The 16,825-nt window shown below is 59.5% G+C and carries 10 protein-coding genes; 9 read left to right on the top strand and 1 reads right to left on the bottom strand.

Annotated features, from left to right (window positions below; translation table 11 throughout):
- The first annotated feature begins 87 nt into the window (after window positions 1-87).
- Genes GTU79_RS26060 through GTU79_RS26050 form a run of 3 tightly spaced genes read left to right on the top strand, consistent with a single transcriptional unit; the run spans window position 88 to window position 5,689 of the window.
- Window positions 88-3,405 (top strand): DUF5107 domain-containing protein, encoded by a 3,318-nt coding sequence (locus tag GTU79_RS26060; protein ID WP_203520747.1) that lies wholly within the window; start codon window positions 88-90, stop codon window positions 3,403-3,405.
- A 9-nt stretch (window positions 3,406-3,414) separates the two neighbouring features.
- Window positions 3,415-4,845 (top strand): sugar porter family MFS transporter, encoded by a 1,431-nt coding sequence (locus GTU79_RS26055; RefSeq protein WP_203520749.1) that lies wholly within the window; start codon window positions 3,415-3,417, stop codon window positions 4,843-4,845.
- Window positions 4,823-5,689 carry an aldose 1-epimerase gene (locus GTU79_RS26050; protein WP_203520751.1) on the top strand — a complete coding sequence of 289 codons (867 nt, stop codon included), beginning with the start codon at window positions 4,823-4,825 and terminating at the stop codon, window positions 5,687-5,689. The genes GTU79_RS26055 and GTU79_RS26050 overlap by 23 nt, the downstream gene beginning before the upstream one ends.
- A 79-nt stretch (window positions 5,690-5,768) precedes the next feature.
- Here the strand turns inward: GTU79_RS26050 and GTU79_RS26045 are convergent, their stop codons facing one another.
- On the bottom strand, window positions 5,769-7,598 hold the full coding sequence (locus GTU79_RS26045) for a glycoside hydrolase family 15 protein (RefSeq protein ID WP_203520753.1): 1,830 nt from the start codon (window positions 7,596-7,598) through the stop codon (window positions 5,769-5,771).
- 166 nt (window positions 7,599-7,764) lie between these two features.
- Between GTU79_RS26045 and GTU79_RS26040 the strand changes: the two genes are divergently transcribed.
- The 6 genes from GTU79_RS26040 (at window position 7,765) to GTU79_RS26015 (ending at window position 16,762) form a co-directional block, all read left to right on the top strand.
- Window positions 7,765-8,382, top strand: coding sequence for a TetR/AcrR family transcriptional regulator (locus GTU79_RS26040; RefSeq protein WP_203520755.1), 618 nt, complete (start codon window positions 7,765-7,767; stop codon window positions 8,380-8,382).
- 156 nt (window positions 8,383-8,538) lie between these two features.
- Window positions 8,539-9,633 carry an efflux RND transporter periplasmic adaptor subunit gene (locus GTU79_RS26035; RefSeq protein ID WP_214513516.1) on the top strand — a complete coding sequence of 365 codons (1,095 nt, stop codon included), beginning with the start codon at window positions 8,539-8,541 and terminating at the stop codon, window positions 9,631-9,633.
- Window positions 9,630-12,695 carry an efflux RND transporter permease subunit gene (locus tag GTU79_RS26030; RefSeq protein ID WP_203520758.1) on the top strand — a complete coding sequence of 1,022 codons (3,066 nt, stop codon included), beginning with the start codon at window positions 9,630-9,632 and terminating at the stop codon, window positions 12,693-12,695. Before GTU79_RS26035 ends, GTU79_RS26030 begins: the two co-directional genes overlap by 4 nt.
- A 304-nt stretch (window positions 12,696-12,999) precedes the next feature.
- The gene (locus GTU79_RS26025) at window positions 13,000-13,950 is read left to right on the top strand and encodes an Rpn family recombination-promoting nuclease/putative transposase (protein ID WP_203520760.1); all 951 of its coding nucleotides are present in this window, start codon (window positions 13,000-13,002) and stop codon (window positions 13,948-13,950) included.
- Between the two features lie 208 nt (window positions 13,951-14,158).
- Window positions 14,159-15,634 (top strand): succinylglutamate-semialdehyde dehydrogenase, encoded by a 1,476-nt coding sequence (gene astD / locus GTU79_RS26020; RefSeq protein ID WP_203520762.1) that lies wholly within the window; start codon window positions 14,159-14,161, stop codon window positions 15,632-15,634.
- Window positions 15,635-15,649: 15 nt separating this feature from the next.
- On the top strand, window positions 15,650-16,762 hold the full coding sequence (locus GTU79_RS26015) for a succinylglutamate desuccinylase (protein WP_253073430.1): 1,113 nt from the start codon (window positions 15,650-15,652) through the stop codon (window positions 16,760-16,762).
- Window positions 16,763-16,825 lie beyond the last annotated feature (63 nt).

The raw sequence follows: 16,825 nt of genomic DNA, 5'->3' as shown, positions 1-16,825 counted from the left end.
GCGTGAAGCTTCACAGATATAGGCCAGATATTGTCCTCTATACTGCCTCCACTGGAATGTTTAATCAAAAGATTGAGTGAGGCGGATATGGCAGGTGCAGTGAAGGTGTGGCAGGAAAGCGTCTCGATTCCCACCTACCGGACCGGTGAACAGGATACCCATCCGATGTTTCTGGAGCATCGGGTCTACCAGGGATCGTCCGGCGCGGTGTATCCCTATGGCGTGATTGATACCCTGACCGGAGAGAAATCTCCGCGGGAGTATCAGGCGCTCTGGCTGGAAAATGATTACCTGCGGGTCATGCTGCTGCCTGAGCTGGGAGGGCGTATCCAGCGGGCCTATGACAAAATCAGGCAGCGTGATTTTATCTATCACAACGAGGTCATCAAGCCGGCGCTGGTGGGACTGCTCGGGCCCTGGATTTCCGGTGGCATCGAGTTCAACTGGCCGCAGCATCACCGCCCCACCACGTATATGCCGGTGGATTACCGGCTGCAAACCGGTGAAGACGGCGCCTGTACGGTTTGGCTGGGAGAAATCGAACCCATGCGCGGCCTGCAGGTGATGACCGGCTTTACCCTCTATCCGGACCGGGCGCTGATTGAAATTTCCGCGCGCATCTTTAACGGCAACGATACGCCGCGGCCGTTCTTGTGGTGGGCTAACCCGGCGGTAAAAGGGGGCGACGATCATCAAAGCGTCTTCCCTCCGGACGTCACGGCGGTTTTCGATCACGGCAAGCGGGATGTTTCCACCTTCCCTATCGCTACCGGCACTTATTATAAAGTGGACTACTCCGCCGGGGTGGACATCTCCCGTTATAAGAACATTCCGGTGCCCACTTCCTATATGGCCTACAAGTCGGATTACGATTTTGTCGGCGCCTACAGCCATAACGAGCAGGGGGGATTGCTGCATATCGCCGATCATCACGTTTCCCCCGGCAAAAAGCAGTGGACCTGGGGCAACTGCGAGTTCGGCCGCGCCTGGGACTGCAACCTCACCGACGCCAACGGTCCTTATATCGAGCTGATGACCGGTGTGTACACCGATAACCAGCCTGATTTCACCTGGCTGGATGCCGGGGAAGAGAAACGTTTTGTGCAGAATTTCCTCCCCTACAACACGCTGGGCATGGTGCAAAACGCCAGTACCGACGCCGCCCTGAAGCTGGAACGCACCGCAACCGGACTGACCTGGGGCCTGTACGCCGTGACCACGCTGCATGATTATCGGCTGGCGATCCATAGCGATGGGCAGTCGGCGCCGCTGTTCGAGACCGGCGTGAATCTCACCCCCGCCCAGGCGTTGAAACAGGATCTGGCGGGGGATTTCCCCGGCCGGCTGTCCATTCGGCTAACGGATAACCAGGGCAATATCGTGCTCGATTATCTGGAACATCAAGCCACGGACGCGCCGCTGCCGTCCCCCGCCACGCCGCCGCGTCCCGCCGCCGAGATCAACAGCGCCGATGAAGCCTGGTTTATCGGTCAGCATCTTGATCAATACAACCATGCCGGCCAGGGGGCTGACGACTATTATCAGCGCGGCCTCGCGCTGGATGCCGGCGATTATCGCTGCAACCTGGCGCTGGCGGTGAAAGAGTACAACCGCGCCGAGTACCGGCGGGCCATTGACTATGCCGATATGGCGCTGGTCCGGGCACACCGGCTGAACAAAAATCCCCTGGACGGCGGCGCCAGTCTGATCCGCGCCTGCGCCCATGAGCGTTTGGAGCAATGGGACGACGCCTATGAGGATTTTTACCGGGCAACCTGGAGCGGTAACGGCAAAGAGGGAGGATTTTTCGGCCTGGGACGTATCGCCGCCCAGCGGGGATTATGGCGGCAGGCGCTGGACTTCGCCGATCAGGGCTTGCTGAGCAACGGCGCCCATTACGGACTGCTGTCCCTGCGGGCGGCAATGCTGCAGCGCAGCGGCCGCCTGGCGGAAAGCCTGGATTATATCGATGGGCAATTGCAGACCTATCCGCTGCATTATGTCCTGTTTGCCTTGCGCTACCTGTTTGATAATCGGCCGGAATCCCTGGACGAACTGCGGCGGGTCACCGGCGGCCGGGGCATTAACGCCCTGACCATCGCCAATACCCTGTTGTCGTTCGGCCTGCGCCAAGAAGCCCTGGCGGCGCTTGATCTGCTGGACAGTCGGGAAACCCTGCCGGTTTATCTCCGCGCCGTGCTGCTGAAGGACAGTATTCCCCATGAACAGTATCTGGCGTTGCTCGGGCAGGCGCGGGATAACTTCGGCCAATGGGTGCGGTTTCCCAACCAGCTGGCGGAAGCGGCCATGCTGGAACAGGTGCCGGAGTGTTATTTCGCCTGCTATCTGTTGGGCTGCTTTCATTACAGCAAACGCAGCTACGAACGGGCGGTAGCCTGCTGGCGGCGCTGCCTTGAGCTGGAGCCATCATTTGCCGGCGCCTGGCGCGATCTGGCGGTGTTTTATTTCAATAAGCGGCATGACCGGGCGCAGGCCGAGCACTGTTTGCAACAGGCCTTCACCTTGGCGCCCCTGGATGCGCGGCTTTTGTTTGAATGGGATCACCTGCGCAAGCTCTGTGGCGTTCAACCTGCCGAACGGCTGAGGTTGCTGTCGGCGCATCTGCCGGTGGCGCTAAAACGCGACGATCTCATTGCCGAGCTGCTGAGTTTATACAATCAGCTGGGGCAGCCGGAAAAAGCGCAGGAGCTGTTGCATACCCATGCCTTCCACCCTTGGGAAGGAGGCGAGGGCAAAGTCACCGCCCAGTATGTGATAACGCAGCTGCGCCAAGCCCATGCCCTGCTGGCGGACGGGCGGCCCCAGGCCGCCATGGCGAGCCTGGATGCGGCGCTGCATTATCCGCCGAACCTGGGGGAAGGCCGGCTGGTGGGGCAGACCGATAATGACATCGCCTTCTGGCAGGGGGTCTGCGCTACCCGGTCAGGGGACAGCCGGCAGGCCCGGGAATACTTTCAGCGCGCGGCCCAAGGCAGCGGTGACATGAATGAGAGCCGTTATTACAACGACCAGCCGGTGGACTATCTGTTCTACCAGGGCGCGGCGCTGATGCGTCTGGGGCAACGGCGACAGGCGCGGGACATTTTCAGCCGGATGCGGGACTGGTCGGCGGCGGCCATCAGCCGGCCGGTAGAAACGGATTTTTTTGCCGTGTCTCTTCCCGACCTGGTGGTGCTGGATAGCGATCCGCAGCAAAACCATCAGCAACATTGCCTGTTCGTCAGCGCCCTGGCTTATCTGGGGCTGGGGGACGACGCCCGCTGGCAACAGCAGCGCGCCGCCTTGCTGGCTTGCAATCCCAACCATGATAAAGCGCAGATATTCTCGACGTTGGCGGACATGCTGGCCACAGAGATGCAGGACTGCTCACCACAAAACCAATAGGGTGGTCGTATGAAACACAAAAGTCAGCTTAATCTTGCCTATGTCTGGTCTATTTGTCTGGTGGCCGCCTGCGGCGGTCTGCTGTTCGGTTATGACTGGGTGGTGATAGGCGGCGCCAAGCCGTTCTATGAAGCCTATTTCGGTATCACCAATCCGGCCCAGTCCGGCTGGGCGATGAGTTCAGCCCTGGCCGGCTGCGTGGTGGGGGCCATCATCTCCGGCACGCTGTCCGACCGTTTCGGCCGTAAACTGCCGCTGCTGCTGGCGGCGGTGCTGTTCACCGCGTCGGCCTGGGGAGCGGCCACGGCGCATAACTTCGAGGTGTTTGTGGCATTCCGGATTATCGGCGGCATCGGTATCGGCCTGGCGTCGGCACTATCCCCCATGTATATCGCCGAAGTCAGTCCGGCGGAAAAGCGCGGCACCTTTGTGGCGGTGAATCAACTGACCATCGTCATCGGCGTGCTGGCGGCCCAGTTGGTGAACCTCATGATAGCCGAGCCGGTTGCCGTTAATGCAGGCATGGCGGCCATTGCCCAGTCATGGAACGGTCAAATGGGCTGGCGCTGGATGTTCGGCTCCGGCGCGGTACCGGCGGTGGCGTTTTTGATTCTGCTGTTTACGGTGCCCGAATCCCCTCGCTGGCTGGTGAAGGTCGGCCGCTTCGAGAAGGCGGAAAAAGTGCTGGTCAAAATCGGCAACGCCGATTATGCCCGCACGATGCTGGCGGAAATTCGCCGCTCCATGGACGCGGACGATGCGCGGCGGGTCCGGTTGCCGCAGCTGTTCGCCCGCCGGGTCCGGCCGGTGATGATTATCGGTATCGTACTGGCGGTGTTCCAGCAGTGGTGCGGCATCAACGTTATCTTTAATTATGCCCAGGAGATCTTTGCTTCCGCCGGCTTTGATATCAACGATACGCTGAAGTCCATTGTCGCCACCGGCCTTATCAATCTTATCTTTACCATTATCGCTCTGCCGCTGGTGGACAAGCTCGGCCGCCGCAAGCTGATGCTGCTGGGTTCCCTGGGACTGACCATTATCTATGCCCTGATCGCCGCCGCCTATGCGTTCGGCATTATGGGTATGCCGGTGCTGTTGCTGGTACTGGTGGCCATCGCCATCTATGCCCTGACCCTGGCGCCGGTCACCTGGGTATTGCTGTCGGAAATTTTTCCCAACCGGGTACGCGGTATGGCCATGGCGGTGGGGACCTTCTCCCTCTGGGTGGCCTGTTTCCTGCTGACCTATACCTTCCCGCTGTTAAACGCCGCGCTGGGGGCCTCGGGCAGTTTCCTGCTGTACGGCATTATTTGCCTGGCCGGGTTTACCTTTATCTGGCGTAAAGTGCCGGAAACCAAAGGCGTCACGCTGGAGGCGCTGGAACAGCGCTTCGGCGACCAGGCGGAGCTGGATTATGCACAACATCACGCTGAATAATAACGAGCTTTCCCTGCGGTGCAGACTGCAGGGGGGCGCGCTGTTAAACCTCGCCACGCCGGACGGCGTCAATATTCTGCGGCCCACCATCAACCCCCTGGCGCCGCCGGGGGAATGCGCCCTGTTTCCCATGCTGCCCATGGCGAACCGGGTGGAGGGCAACGCTTTTCACTGGCGGGGCAAGAGGATAAGCTTGCCTTCGTCGCCCTACGATGAGCGCTTTTTTCTGCACGGCGACGGCTGGCTGCGGCCCTGGACTCTGGAGCAACGGCAGCCCGACTCGGTCACCCTGGCGCTGGCATCGGTACTGCCCGGGGTCTGCAGGTATGATGCCCGGCTGCGCTATCAGCTGCAGGGCGGGACGCTGCTGGCTACCCTCGGCATCACCAATACTGACGACCAGCCCTTTCCCTTCGGGCTGGGGTTTCATCCCTTTTTTACCAAAACCCCCGCCATGACGCTGTGGTTCGAGGGCAACGGCTATTGGCCGGAACGGGAGCACCATCTGCCTGCGCCCTGGCGTGATACGCTGCCCGCCGGGTGGAACTTTTCCTCACCCCGCGTGCCGGGGGATAAATGGATCAATAATGCTTTCTCCGGCTGGCCGGGCAGGGCGGCGCTCCATGATGCCCTTGACGGCTCCATCGTCACCCTGAGCAGCAGCGCCGATATACTGATGGTCTATCAACCTGACGGCAGCGATTTTATCTGCCTTGAACCGCAGACCCACCCGGTGAATGCCCATCGCCAGCCGGGATTGCCCGGCCTGGCCATACTGGAACCGGGTGAATCCGTGACGCTGGCCATGCAAATCAGCCGCACCGTCCAGCAAGGAGCGGCTTGAAGGTTGACAAACGTTCTCGGTGTCAATAAGGCGGGGCACTGTGTCAACAAACTCACCGCTGCGTAAGGTCGTTAGCGCATCAAGGTTGCCAGAGCGGCTCGCCGCCGTTCAGCTTGCGCTCCAGGAAAAATGCCGCGCTGATCAGGGCCAGGTGGGTCAGCGCCTGAGGCGTATTGCCCAGGGCATATCCCCGCCGGTCGAACTCCTCGGCATACAGCCCGAGGGGATTGGCATAGCTGAGCAGCTTTTCAAATTCAAAATGCGCTTCCTCCAGGCGATCGGCGCGGGCCAGGCACTCCACGTACCAGAAGGAGCAGGCGGCGAACGCCCCCTCATCGCCGGGCAGCGGATCGGAGGGGGTATCGGCATTGTTGTAGCGCCGGACCAGCCCGTCCTGCACCAGGGAGTGTTTAATGGCGTCCAGGGTGGCAAGCCAGTCGGGATCGGTGGCGCCGACGAACCGGAACAGCGGCATCAGCAGCATGGACGCATCCAGATCCTGCCCGTGGCGGGTGGCGGTGAAATGGCCCAGATCCTTATTCCAGAAGTGGGTCCAGATATCCTCGCGGATCGCCGTGCGGGCCTGATCCCAGCGCGCATAGGGCATCGGCAGGGATCGTTTCGCCGCCAGCCGCAGGGCGCGATCGATGGCCACCCAGCACATCAGGCGCGAATGCAGAAAATGCCGGGGCTCGCCGCGCATTTCCCAGATGCCGGCATCCGCCTGGTTCCAGTTTTCACACACATGATCGATCATCTTGGTGATATGTTCCCAGCCTCGATGGGATATGGCTTCACCGTATTTATTGGCCAGGTACACCGCGTCCATCAGTTCGCCATAGATATCCAACTGCACCTGCCGGTAAGCCAGGTTGCCGATGCGCACCGGCGTTGAGCCGGCATAGCCGGACAGATGGGGTAAATCCTCCTCCGGCAGGTCGGTTTCGCTGTCCAGCCGATACATCACCTGCAGCTTATCCGGCTGGTACTGACTGTGCTCCAGACAGCGGGCAACCCACTTGATAAAGGAGGTCGCCTCTCCGGTATAACCCAGGCGCATCAGCGCATAGACGCTAAAGGAGGCATCGCGGATCCAGGAGGCGCGATAATCCCAATTGCGTTCGCCGCCAAGATGTTCCGGTAATCCGAAGGTTGCGGCGGCGGCAATGGAACCGTGGCGCAGGGAGGTCAGCAGTTTCAGCGCCAGGGCTGAACGGTTCACCATCTCCCGCCAGCGGCCTTTATAATTACCGGCGGCACACCAGTTTCGCCAGTACTGCAGGGTGGCGGTGAAACAGGCCAGATTGTCCCCCGCCGCCACGCGCTCATCCTCGGCGCCGCCGAAAACGAATTCCAGCGACTCGCCGGCCTTGAGTACAAAGCGGGCCACCGCGGCATGCCCCTCGATGTGCAGCGGAACGCCGGCCGCCAGACGCAGCACCGGCTGTCCCGGCGCGCTGAAATCCACCGCATCCCCATGACGGGCGGCGCGGGTGGCGGCGCGGGCATAGTCATGCACCGGTCCGCAGCGCAGCTCAAAATTCGCCTCGCCCTGTAATACCGCCAAACGGCGAACGATCCGCGGCGTTTGGCGCGGATCGTCGCAGATCGGCATATAGTCGGTCACTTCAGCCACGCCGGCGTCGTCAAGCCAGCGGGTTTGCAGGATATTGGTATCCGGCAGATAAAGCTGCTGGCGCCGGGCATCGGGCCAGCGTGGAGCAAGACTGAAGATACCGGCGGCATCGCTGTCCAGCAGGGCGGTGAAGATCGACGGGCTATCGAGATCCGGCCAGCAAAAATAATCGATGGTGCCGTCAACGGCGACCAGCGCGCAGGTGCGTAAATCGCCGATAATGCCGTGATCGCCTATGGGCCGCGCCGCGTCGGTTTTGCGTCGTTGGGTCATGCTTGATTTCCTTTCCTGATGTCAAGAACGGGCGCATAGGCCGTCAGATGTGAAGAGTGTATGCTTAAACTATAGTGTAGCCTTTATCGGTGAGGGATCGTTTTCCGCGCCGTAGCGGCCGAAGAGGCCTTTTCGTTTTGTTCCCTGCACAGTGTATAATGTGGCCATGAATATAAAAGCATCCCCCCATGCCGGGGTTCGGGGTCCGGCGGACCATAGTATCCGCGATCAGATTCTGTTGGCGGCCGACGAGCACTTCAGCTACTACGGCTACGGCAAGACCACGGTGTCGGATCTGGCGAAAGCCATCGGTTTTTCCAAAGCCTATATTTATAAATTTTTCGATTCGAAACAGGCCATTGGCGAAGCTATCTGCCACAAATGCCTCAGCAGCCTGCTGGACAAGGTGCGGGAAGCGCTTGGGGAAGGCTCAACCGCCGCCGATGGGTTGCGCATCTTGTTTACCACCATCGCCGCCGGCAGCACCGATCTGTTTTTCTCCGATCGTCGGCTGTATGACATTGTCATTTATTCCACCGGAGAAAAATGGCCTTCATCCCAGGAATATGAGCGGCAGGTGCGGGAACTGCTGAAAAATATTCTCCGCCAGGGGCGGGAAACGGGTGAATTTGAAACGCGAACTCCTCTTGACGATCAGTGCCGCAGCATATTCCTGGCCATGGAGTCGTTTGTTAACCCCTTATTATTACAGCATAAACTTGACGGCATCCCCGCCGCCATTGATGATCTTATCAAGCTGGTACTGCGAAGCTTGACCCCGTAGCCGATTGTATTGATTTGTCTCATAGGTTTAACGTTACTCTTTATCCTGACGTCGGTTCACATAGATAAATTGTATCAAATGATCGTCTTAAGTGACTATTGACATATTTGGTCACTAGATGTCAGACTGGCTCCTCTGTTTTCCCGGAGGATTACCATGTTTCGCAATAGTTCCACCTTTCTGGTTTTTGTTGCCGTCCCCCTGGCGTTCGGCTTGACCGCCTGCGGCCAGGCCCAACAGCCGGATCCCCGCACCGGGTCGCCCCTGGTGCGCACCGCTGTGGTGGAGGAATTCAGCCACGCTGAAAAAGCCTATACCGGCACTGTGGTGGCCAGGGTGCAGAGCGAGCTGGGTTTTCGCGTCGCCGGTAAGGTGGTGCGGCGTCTGGTGGATGCCGGCGCGACGGTGAACCGCGGCCAGCCGCTGATGCAAATCGATCCCGCCGATTTAGCCCTGGCCGCCCAGGCGCAAACCGGCGCGGTGATGGCCGCCCGGGCGCTGGCGGCGCAAACTTCCGCCGACGAGCGGCGCTATCGGACGCTGGTGGCAAAGGGGGTGGTCTCCGCCTCCGCCTATGATCAGGCCAAGGCCGCCGCCGATTCGGCCCGTGCCCAGCTCAATGCGGCGCAGGCGCAGGAGGATGTCGCCCGCCATCAGGCCGGTTATTCGGTGCTGACCGCCGATGACGACGGCGTGGTGATGGAGACTCTGGCTGAACCGGGGCAGGTGGTCTCTGCCGGGCAAACCGTGGTGAAGCTCGCCCACGCCGGACCGCGGGAAGCGGTGGTGTACTTGCCGGAAACACAGCGGCCCCTCCTTGGCACCACCGGGCAGGCCAGGCTGTATGGCGACCGGCCCATGAGCGGCAGGGCGACGCTGCGCCAGCTATCCGATACCGCCGATCCGCAGACCCGCACCTTCGAGGCCCGTTATGTCCTGTCGGGAGCCATGGTTACCGCTCCCTTGGGCGCAACCGTCACCGTTGCCCTGCCCGATCCCGGCGCCGACGGATTGGTGAGCGTACCGCTGGGGGCGTTGTACGATGAAGGACAGGGGCCCGGCGTCTGGCTGGTGGCGGGGGATAAACCCAAAGCGGTATGGCGGGCGGTTCGGCTCTCCGGCCTGACGGAGGAGAGCGCCATTCTCTCCGGCGGCCTGAAACCCGGCGATCGTTTTGTCGCCCTCGGCGCCCATCTGCTGCATCAGGACGAAGCCGTGCGCCTGGCCGATAACGGCGGGGCGGTGAAATGAGCGGGTTTAATCTTTCCGCCCTGGCGGTACGTGAACGGGCCGTCACGCTGTTTCTTATCGTCGCGATTTCCGCCGCCGGCGCCTTCGCTTTCCTGAAGCTGGGACGGGCGGAAGATCCGGTATTTACCATCAAGGTCATGACGGTAGTCACCGCCTGGCCCGGCGCCACCGCGCAGGAAATGCAGGATCAGGTTGCCGAGCCGCTGGAAAAACGGATGCAGGAATTGAAATGGTATGACCGGACTGAAACCTATACCCGGCCCGGTCTGGCCTTTACCACCGTTACACTGAAAGACTCCACGCCTCCGTCGGAGGTCCAGGAGGAGTTCTACCAGGCGCGCAAGAAGCTCGGCGATGAGGCCGCCAATCTGCCGGTAGGTGTTATCGGTCCCACCATTAACGATGAATACGCCGATGTCACCTTTGCCCTCTATGCCCTGAAAGCACGGGGAGAACCGCCGCGATTACTGGTGCGCCAGGCGGAAACCCTGCGCCAGCGCCTGCTGGGCGTGCCGGGAGTCAAAAAAGTCAATATCATCGGCGAGCGGCCGGAACGGATATATGTCGAGTTTTCCTATGCCCGCCTGGCCACCCTAGGGGTTTCCGCCCAGGATATTTTTACCGCCCTCAACGCGCAAAACAGCGTGACGCCGGCGGGTTCCATCGACGCTAACGGACCGCAAATCCAGATTCGCCTGGACGGGGCATTCAATAGTCTGCAAAAAATCCGCGATACCCCCATCGTTGCCGCCGGCCGGACGCTGAAGCTTTCTGATGTGGCCGACGTCAAGCGCGGTTATGAAGATCCCTCCACCTATCTGATCCGAAATCAGGACGAGCCGGCGCTGTTGCTGGGTATCGTGATGCGCGATCGCTATAACGGGCTGGTGCTGGGTAAAGCGCTGGAGAAGGAAGCGGCGGACATCTCCGCCGGGATGCCGCTGGGCCTGACGTTCACCAAAGTCACCGATCAGGCGGTAAATATCAAAGAATCCTACAACGAATTCATGCTGAAATTTTTCGTTGCCCTGGCGGTGGTGATAACCGTCAGCCTGGTGAGCCTTGGGTGGCGAGTGGGAATTGTGGTGGCGGCGGCGGTGCCGCTGACCCTGGCCGGCGTGTTTATCATTATGCTGGCCACCGGCCGCGACTTCGACCGCATTACCCTCGGCGCGCTGATATTGGCGCTGGGTCTGCTGGTGGACGATGCCATCATCGTCATTGAAACCATGGTGGTGCGCATGGAGGAGGGGTTTGATCGCATCTACGCCTCCGGTCAGGCCTGGGTCAGCACGGCGTCGCCCCGCCTGGCCGGCGCGCTGGTGACCTCCATCGGCCTGATGCCGGTAGGCTTTGCCGCCTCCAGCGCCGGTGAATACGCCGGCAATATCTTCTGGATCGTGGCCTTTGCCCTGCTCACCTCCTGGCTGGTGGCGGGGGCGTTTACCCCCTATCTCGGCGTGAAGCTGCTGCCGGATATCAAGCCCATTCCGGGCGGTCATAAAGCGATATACGGTACGCCGCGCTATAAACAGCTACGTTCCCTGATCGCCCGCGCGGTAGCCCACAATAAGAAAGTAGTGCTGGTGGTGGGTCTGTTTTTCCTGGTGGCGTTTTTTGGTCTGGGGGCGGTAAAACAGCAGTTTTTCCCCGTCTCCGACCGGCCGGAAGTGTTATTGGAAGTGCAACTGCCCGAGGGCAGCACCATCGAGGCCACCAGCGCGGCGACCGCTAAAGTGGAGGAGTGGCTGAAGCGGCAGCCGGAAGCCAGACTGGTCACCTCTTACATCGGCCAGGGCGCGCCGCGGTTCTATCTGGCCATGTCGCCGGAATTGCCCGATCCCTCCTTCGCCAAGATCGTAGTACTCACCGAGAATGAACAGGCCCGGGAAACGCTCAAGTATCACGCCCGGCAGGCGGTGGCCGACGGATTGGCCCCCGAGGCGCGGGTGCGGGTCACGCAACTGGTATTCGGTCCCTACTCGCCGTTTCCGGTGGCGTTCCGGGTCATGGGGTCCGACAGGGAAATCGTGCGGGACATAGCCCGGCAGGTCCGGCAGGTAATGCTGGACAACACCTCCATGCGCCAGGTGAATACCGACTGGGGCGAGCGGGTGCCTACCGTCCATTTCGTGCTGGATCAGGATCGGCTGCAATCCTTCGGCCTCAGTTCCCAGAACGCCGCGCAACAATTGCAATTTTTACTGAACGGCGTGTCGGTTACCCAGGTTCGCGAGGATATCCGCACCGTTGAGGTAGTAGCACGCAGCGCCGGCGGCGAAAGGCTGGATCCGGCAAAACTCGGGGACTTCACCCTTACCGGCAGCCAGGGGCAGCGGATACCCCTTGAACAAATCGGTCATACAGACATCCGCATGGAGGATCCGATTATTCATCGCCGGGATCGCATGACCGCCATTACCGTGCGGGGAGATATTGCCGACGGTCAACAGCCGCCGGAAGTCGCGCTGCAAATCATCAAAAGCCTCCAGCCCATCATGGCTAAGCTGCCCGCGGGTTACCGCATTGAAACCGGAGCCGCTCTGGAAGAAGCGGGCAAGGCCAACACCGCGCTGGCCGCGATTTTCCCGTTAATGCTGATCCTGATGATGATTGCGATTATTTTCCAGGTGCGTTCGCTGTCGGCCATGGCCATGGTGCTGCTCACCGCGCCGCTGGCATTGGTGGGCGTGGTGCCGACGCTATTGCTGTTTAACCAGCCGTTCGGGTTCAATACCATTCTGGGCCTTATCGGGCTGGCGGGTATCATCATGCGCAATACCCTGATTCTCATAGGCCAGATACACAGCAACCAGCATGAGGGGCTAACGCCCTACGACGCGGTGGTGGAGGCCACGGTGCAGCGGGCGCGTCCGGTGATCCTGACGGCGCTGGCGGCGGTGTTGGCGTTTATCCCGCTGACCTTTTCGGTTTTTTGGGGTTCGCTGGCGTTTACCCTCATCGGCGGCACCATTGGCGGTACGGTGCTGACGCTGATTTTCCTGCCCGCGCTCTATGCCGCCTGGTTCCGCATTAAGCCGCCGATAAAAGCCGCCGTCTGAAGGCGATGGTTAGTGAGAATACGACCGGCCCGGCGGGACACCCGCCGGCCGGTATATTCTAGGGGATTGATTTCATCCATAGGCTTTTTTGCGGCGATGCCGTGCCGCCAAGCTAAGACGGCATAGCGCAAATGTATAACCTCATATATACGGTTTAATACGAAATTTATTTACCGTATCGAGCTGGTTTTTGTTCGACTTATTATTTAGGTCCGTTATGATGTTTAGCATAATTTGTAAATAACTCTCTTTGGAATAACTGACCTTTATTATTAATATTAAATTAGTGATAAGGATATCCTATATGATAATAAATTATTCTCATCATGATGCTTTATTCAAGAAGTTTCTCGGCGAAATCGACGTCGCCCGAGATTTTTTTAATAATCATTTGCCGCCCTCTTTACGTCACCAGTGTCATTTCAATACACTCTCATTGTGTTCAGGCTCTTTTATAGAACTCAATCTGCGTCATCACTGCTCGGATATGTTGTATTCGGTGCGGACCCGGCGAGGCAAGGGTTATATCTATTGTTTGATTGAACACCAGAGCAGCCCGCAGAAAATGATGGCCTTTCGTTTGATGCGTTACAGCCTGGCGGCCATGCAGCAGCATCTGGACAAAGGCAATAAACGGCTGCCGGTAGTGGTACCTCTACTGTTTTATCATGGGGTCCGAAAAGGTTATCCCTACAAAAACGGCTGGTTTGATTGTTTTGAGGATAATGAATTAGCCCGGCAGGTATACAACCACCCCTTTCCGGTAATCGATCTCACCATGATACCGGATGATGAAATTAAGACTCATGGCCGGGTTGCCATGCTGGAATTGGTGCTTAAACATATCCGTATCCGGGATATAGGGACGTTGGTGGAGGATCTCGGCACCCTGATAAACCAGTGGCAACCGTCCTTTGAGCTGCGTAGAAGCCTGTTTCGCTATATCTTGCAGGCAGGGAAAACTTTTGATAGTCAGTTATTAATTAATAAATTAAAGGAACAAGCGCCGCTTTTTTTGGAGAAAGAAGAAATGATGACCATAGCGCAGCAATTGAAAGATGAGGGTAGGTTGGAAGGCAAAAGAGAAGGCAAAAGAGAAGGCAAAAGAGAAGGCAAAAGAGAAGGCAAAAGAGAAGGCAAAAGAGAAGGGAAACAGGAGGTGGCACGACAGCTCTTATTGCGCGGCGTGAACCGCATCATGATCAAAGAAGTGACCGGCCTTTCGGATGACGAACTGAAGCTGGTGTCAGACTGAGCCTATCACCGGTGTTTGCGCTACCGGCTCTGTAAGTCCCTCCTCTTGGCAGGCAGACCCATGGCGTGATAACGAGAGCGCATTGCCGTTGGGACATTTGTCAACGTTCCGGCTCTATCATCAAGGTAGGATACTTTCTGACGGGAGGCCGCTGTTCTCGCGGCGGTAATATAAACAGCGGTCATACAATCGCCACGGAGAAATACTCATGTCTCATTTTATCAACGGTAACTGGCTGTGTGGTCACGGCATGATATTTACTAAAGAATGCCCGGTTTCCGGCAAGCATTTATGGATAGGTCAGGAAGCGGATGGGTCAGATGTGCAGTCCGCCTGCCGAGCCGCCCGTGCCGCGTTTCCCGCATGGGCCAGGCTGCCGCTGACGGAGAGAATCCGTTTTCTTGAGCGTTTTGCCGCGCTGCTGGCACAGCAGAAAGATGAACTGGCCACCATTATTTCCCAGGAAACCAGCAAGCCTCTTTGGGAGGGCCGGACAGAAGTGCAGTCCATGATCAACAAGGTGGCTATTTCAGTACAAGCCTACCAGGTCCGCACCGGTGTAAGCGATACGCCTCTGGCTGACGGCCGGGCCACGCTGCGTCACCGTCCCCATGGCGTCATGGCGGTGTTCGGTCCCTATAATTTCCCGGGACATCTTCCCAACGGCCATATCGTCCCCGCGCTGCTGGCGGGTAATACCCTGGTGTTCAAGCCCAGCGAATATACGCCCATGACCGCCGAGTTCCAGGTGCGGTTATGGCAGCAAGCGGAGCTGCCGCCGGGAGTGATCAACCTGGTGCAAGGGGGGCCGGATACCGGCGCGGAACTGGGCATGAGCGCTGAAATCGACGGGGCGCTGTTTACCGGCAGCGCCGCTACCGGTTATCGGTTTCACAAATATATGGGCGGGCGGCCGGAAAAAATGCTCGCGCTGGAGATGGGCGGCAACAATGCGCTGATTGTGGAAGACGTGGAGGATATGGACGCGGCGGTGAATGTGATTATACAGTCCGCGTTTATTTCCGCCGGCCAGCGCTGTACCTGCGCCCGTCGTCTGCTGGTGAGGCGCGGGGCCATGGGGGATGCGCTGTTGCGCCGTATGGTGGAGGTGAGCGGGACATTGCGTATCGGTCCTTGGGACAGCACGCCGCCGCCCTTCATGGGGGGCCTGATAACGACCACGGCGGCCACCAACCTGCTGTTCACGCAACAACGGCTGCAGGCGCTCGGGGGCAAGCCGCTGCTGTTAATGACGCACCTGCTGCCCGACAGCAGCCTGCTGTCGCCGGGTATTATCGATGTCGGCGGGATGGCGGATATCCCCGACGAAGAGTATTTCGGTCCGCTGTTGACGGTGAGGCGTTATGACCGGTTTGATGAGGCCGTTGCCATGGCGAACCATACGCGGTTCGGCCTGTCCATGGGACTGATTTCCCCCCATCGCAGCCAGTTCGAACAGTTGCTGCTGGAGGCCCGCGCCGGCATCGTCAACTGGAACAAGCCTCTTGCCGGCGCCGCCAGCAATGCGCCCTTCGGCGGCATCGGCGCGTCAGGCAATCATCGTCCCGGCGCCTATTATGCGGCGGATTACTGCGCCTGGCCCATGGCCTCGCTGGAGAGCGAACTGCTGACCCTGCCGGAGACCCTGACGCCGGGTCTGAGCTTTGATACTCCGTCTGATTGAAAAGGAGCGTTTTCATTGACTGATGCTGACTTTCTTGAGTTGACATTGGTCGGCCACCCGCCGGCTGAACGCTGGGGAGAAACGCCGTGGCTGACCTGGGAGTGGCTGGAGGAGGGGGTGCTAGAGCTATTGCCCCGCCGGCCGGCGGCGACGTCCCTGGTGCTGTCCGCCGGTATACATGGCAATGAAACCGCGCCGGTGGAGCTCATCAATCTTCTGCTGGCGGAGCTTATGACCGGACGGATGCTGTTGGCGCCGCGTCTGCTGGTGATATTAGGCAACCCGCAGGCGCTGCGGGCTGGAAAACGTTATATTGATTACGATTTGAACCGGCTGTTCGGCGGCGGCGGCGCCAGCGACAAAGCCTGGGATGAAGCTAATGTCGCCGGCAGGGACCCCGCGGAAAAGAATGACCATGGCCTTTTGCGGCATGCCGATGCGCAACCAGGTCATGCGGATGCCGACCCGGCGCTCCCCATGGGCGCGCCCCTGCCGCAGAGCAACGAAACCTTACGCTGCCGGCTTTTGCAACGGCATCTCGGCCGGTTCTTCCTGCCGGAGGATCGCTGCCGCTGGCACCTGGATATGCATACGGCGATTCGGGGATCCCGCCACGTGCGTTTCGGTCTGCTGCCCTATCAGCCCGGCGGCCATGACCCGGCGCTGCTCCATTGGCTCAACGCCGCGCAGTTGGATGCCCTGGTCAGGCATCGCGCCGCCGGTACCACCTTTACCCATTACAGCAGCGAACAATTTTCCGCTGCCAGCGTCACGCTGGAACTTGGCAAGGCGCTGCCGTTCGGCGCAAATGACCTCGCCCAATTCAACGGCGTCCGCGCCGCCCTGTGGGCGCTTATCAGCGGCGAGGCGTTGCCGGAACGTCTCGGGCCGCCGGTCAAGTGCTATCGCGTGAGCCAGCAGATTACCCGTACCCGGGCCGATTTCACTCTGCTTATCCCCGCCGACGCGCTGAATTTCACCTCTTTTGACCGAGGCGAACTGCTGGCCAGGGAGACGGGTAATGAATATCGGGTCCGGGAGGAAAAGGAGTGGGTACTCTTTCCCAACCCTGACGTGGCGATAGGTTTACGGGCCGGGCTGATGCTGGTGGAGGATTGGGACATTTAACGCTAAATCTACTCGTCATACCTCAAGTTGCAGGCGCTTTTCCCTCCTCCTGCGACTCGAATT

It is taken from the genome of Sodalis ligni (genome assembly GCF_016865525.2).
Classification (GTDB): Bacteria; Pseudomonadota; Gammaproteobacteria; order Enterobacterales; family Enterobacteriaceae; genus Acerihabitans; species Acerihabitans ligni.
Note: the sequence above shows the minus strand (reverse complement) of the source record. Positions and strands in the feature narration are given on the sequence as shown.

Coding starts and splice junctions, on each gene's coding strand:
- astD (WP_203520762.1), top strand. CDS start 14,159: ATGTCTCATTTTATCAACGGTAACTGGCTGTGTGGTCACGGCATGATA.
- GTU79_RS26060 (WP_203520747.1), top strand. CDS start 88: ATGGCAGGTGCAGTGAAGGTGTGGCAGGAAAGCGTCTCGATTCCCACC.
- GTU79_RS26055 (WP_203520749.1), top strand. CDS start 3,415: ATGAAACACAAAAGTCAGCTTAATCTTGCCTATGTCTGGTCTATTTGT.
- GTU79_RS26025 (WP_203520760.1), top strand. CDS start 13,000: ATGATAATAAATTATTCTCATCATGATGCTTTATTCAAGAAGTTTCTC.
- GTU79_RS26040 (WP_203520755.1), top strand. CDS start 7,765: ATGAATATAAAAGCATCCCCCCATGCCGGGGTTCGGGGTCCGGCGGAC.
- GTU79_RS26035 (WP_214513516.1), top strand. CDS start 8,539: ATGTTTCGCAATAGTTCCACCTTTCTGGTTTTTGTTGCCGTCCCCCTG.
- GTU79_RS26045 (WP_203520753.1), bottom strand. CDS start 7,598: ATGACCCAACGACGCAAAACCGACGCGGCGCGGCCCATAGGCGATCAC.
- GTU79_RS26030 (WP_203520758.1), top strand. CDS start 9,630: ATGAGCGGGTTTAATCTTTCCGCCCTGGCGGTACGTGAACGGGCCGTC.
- GTU79_RS26050 (WP_203520751.1), top strand. CDS start 4,823: ATGCACAACATCACGCTGAATAATAACGAGCTTTCCCTGCGGTGCAGA.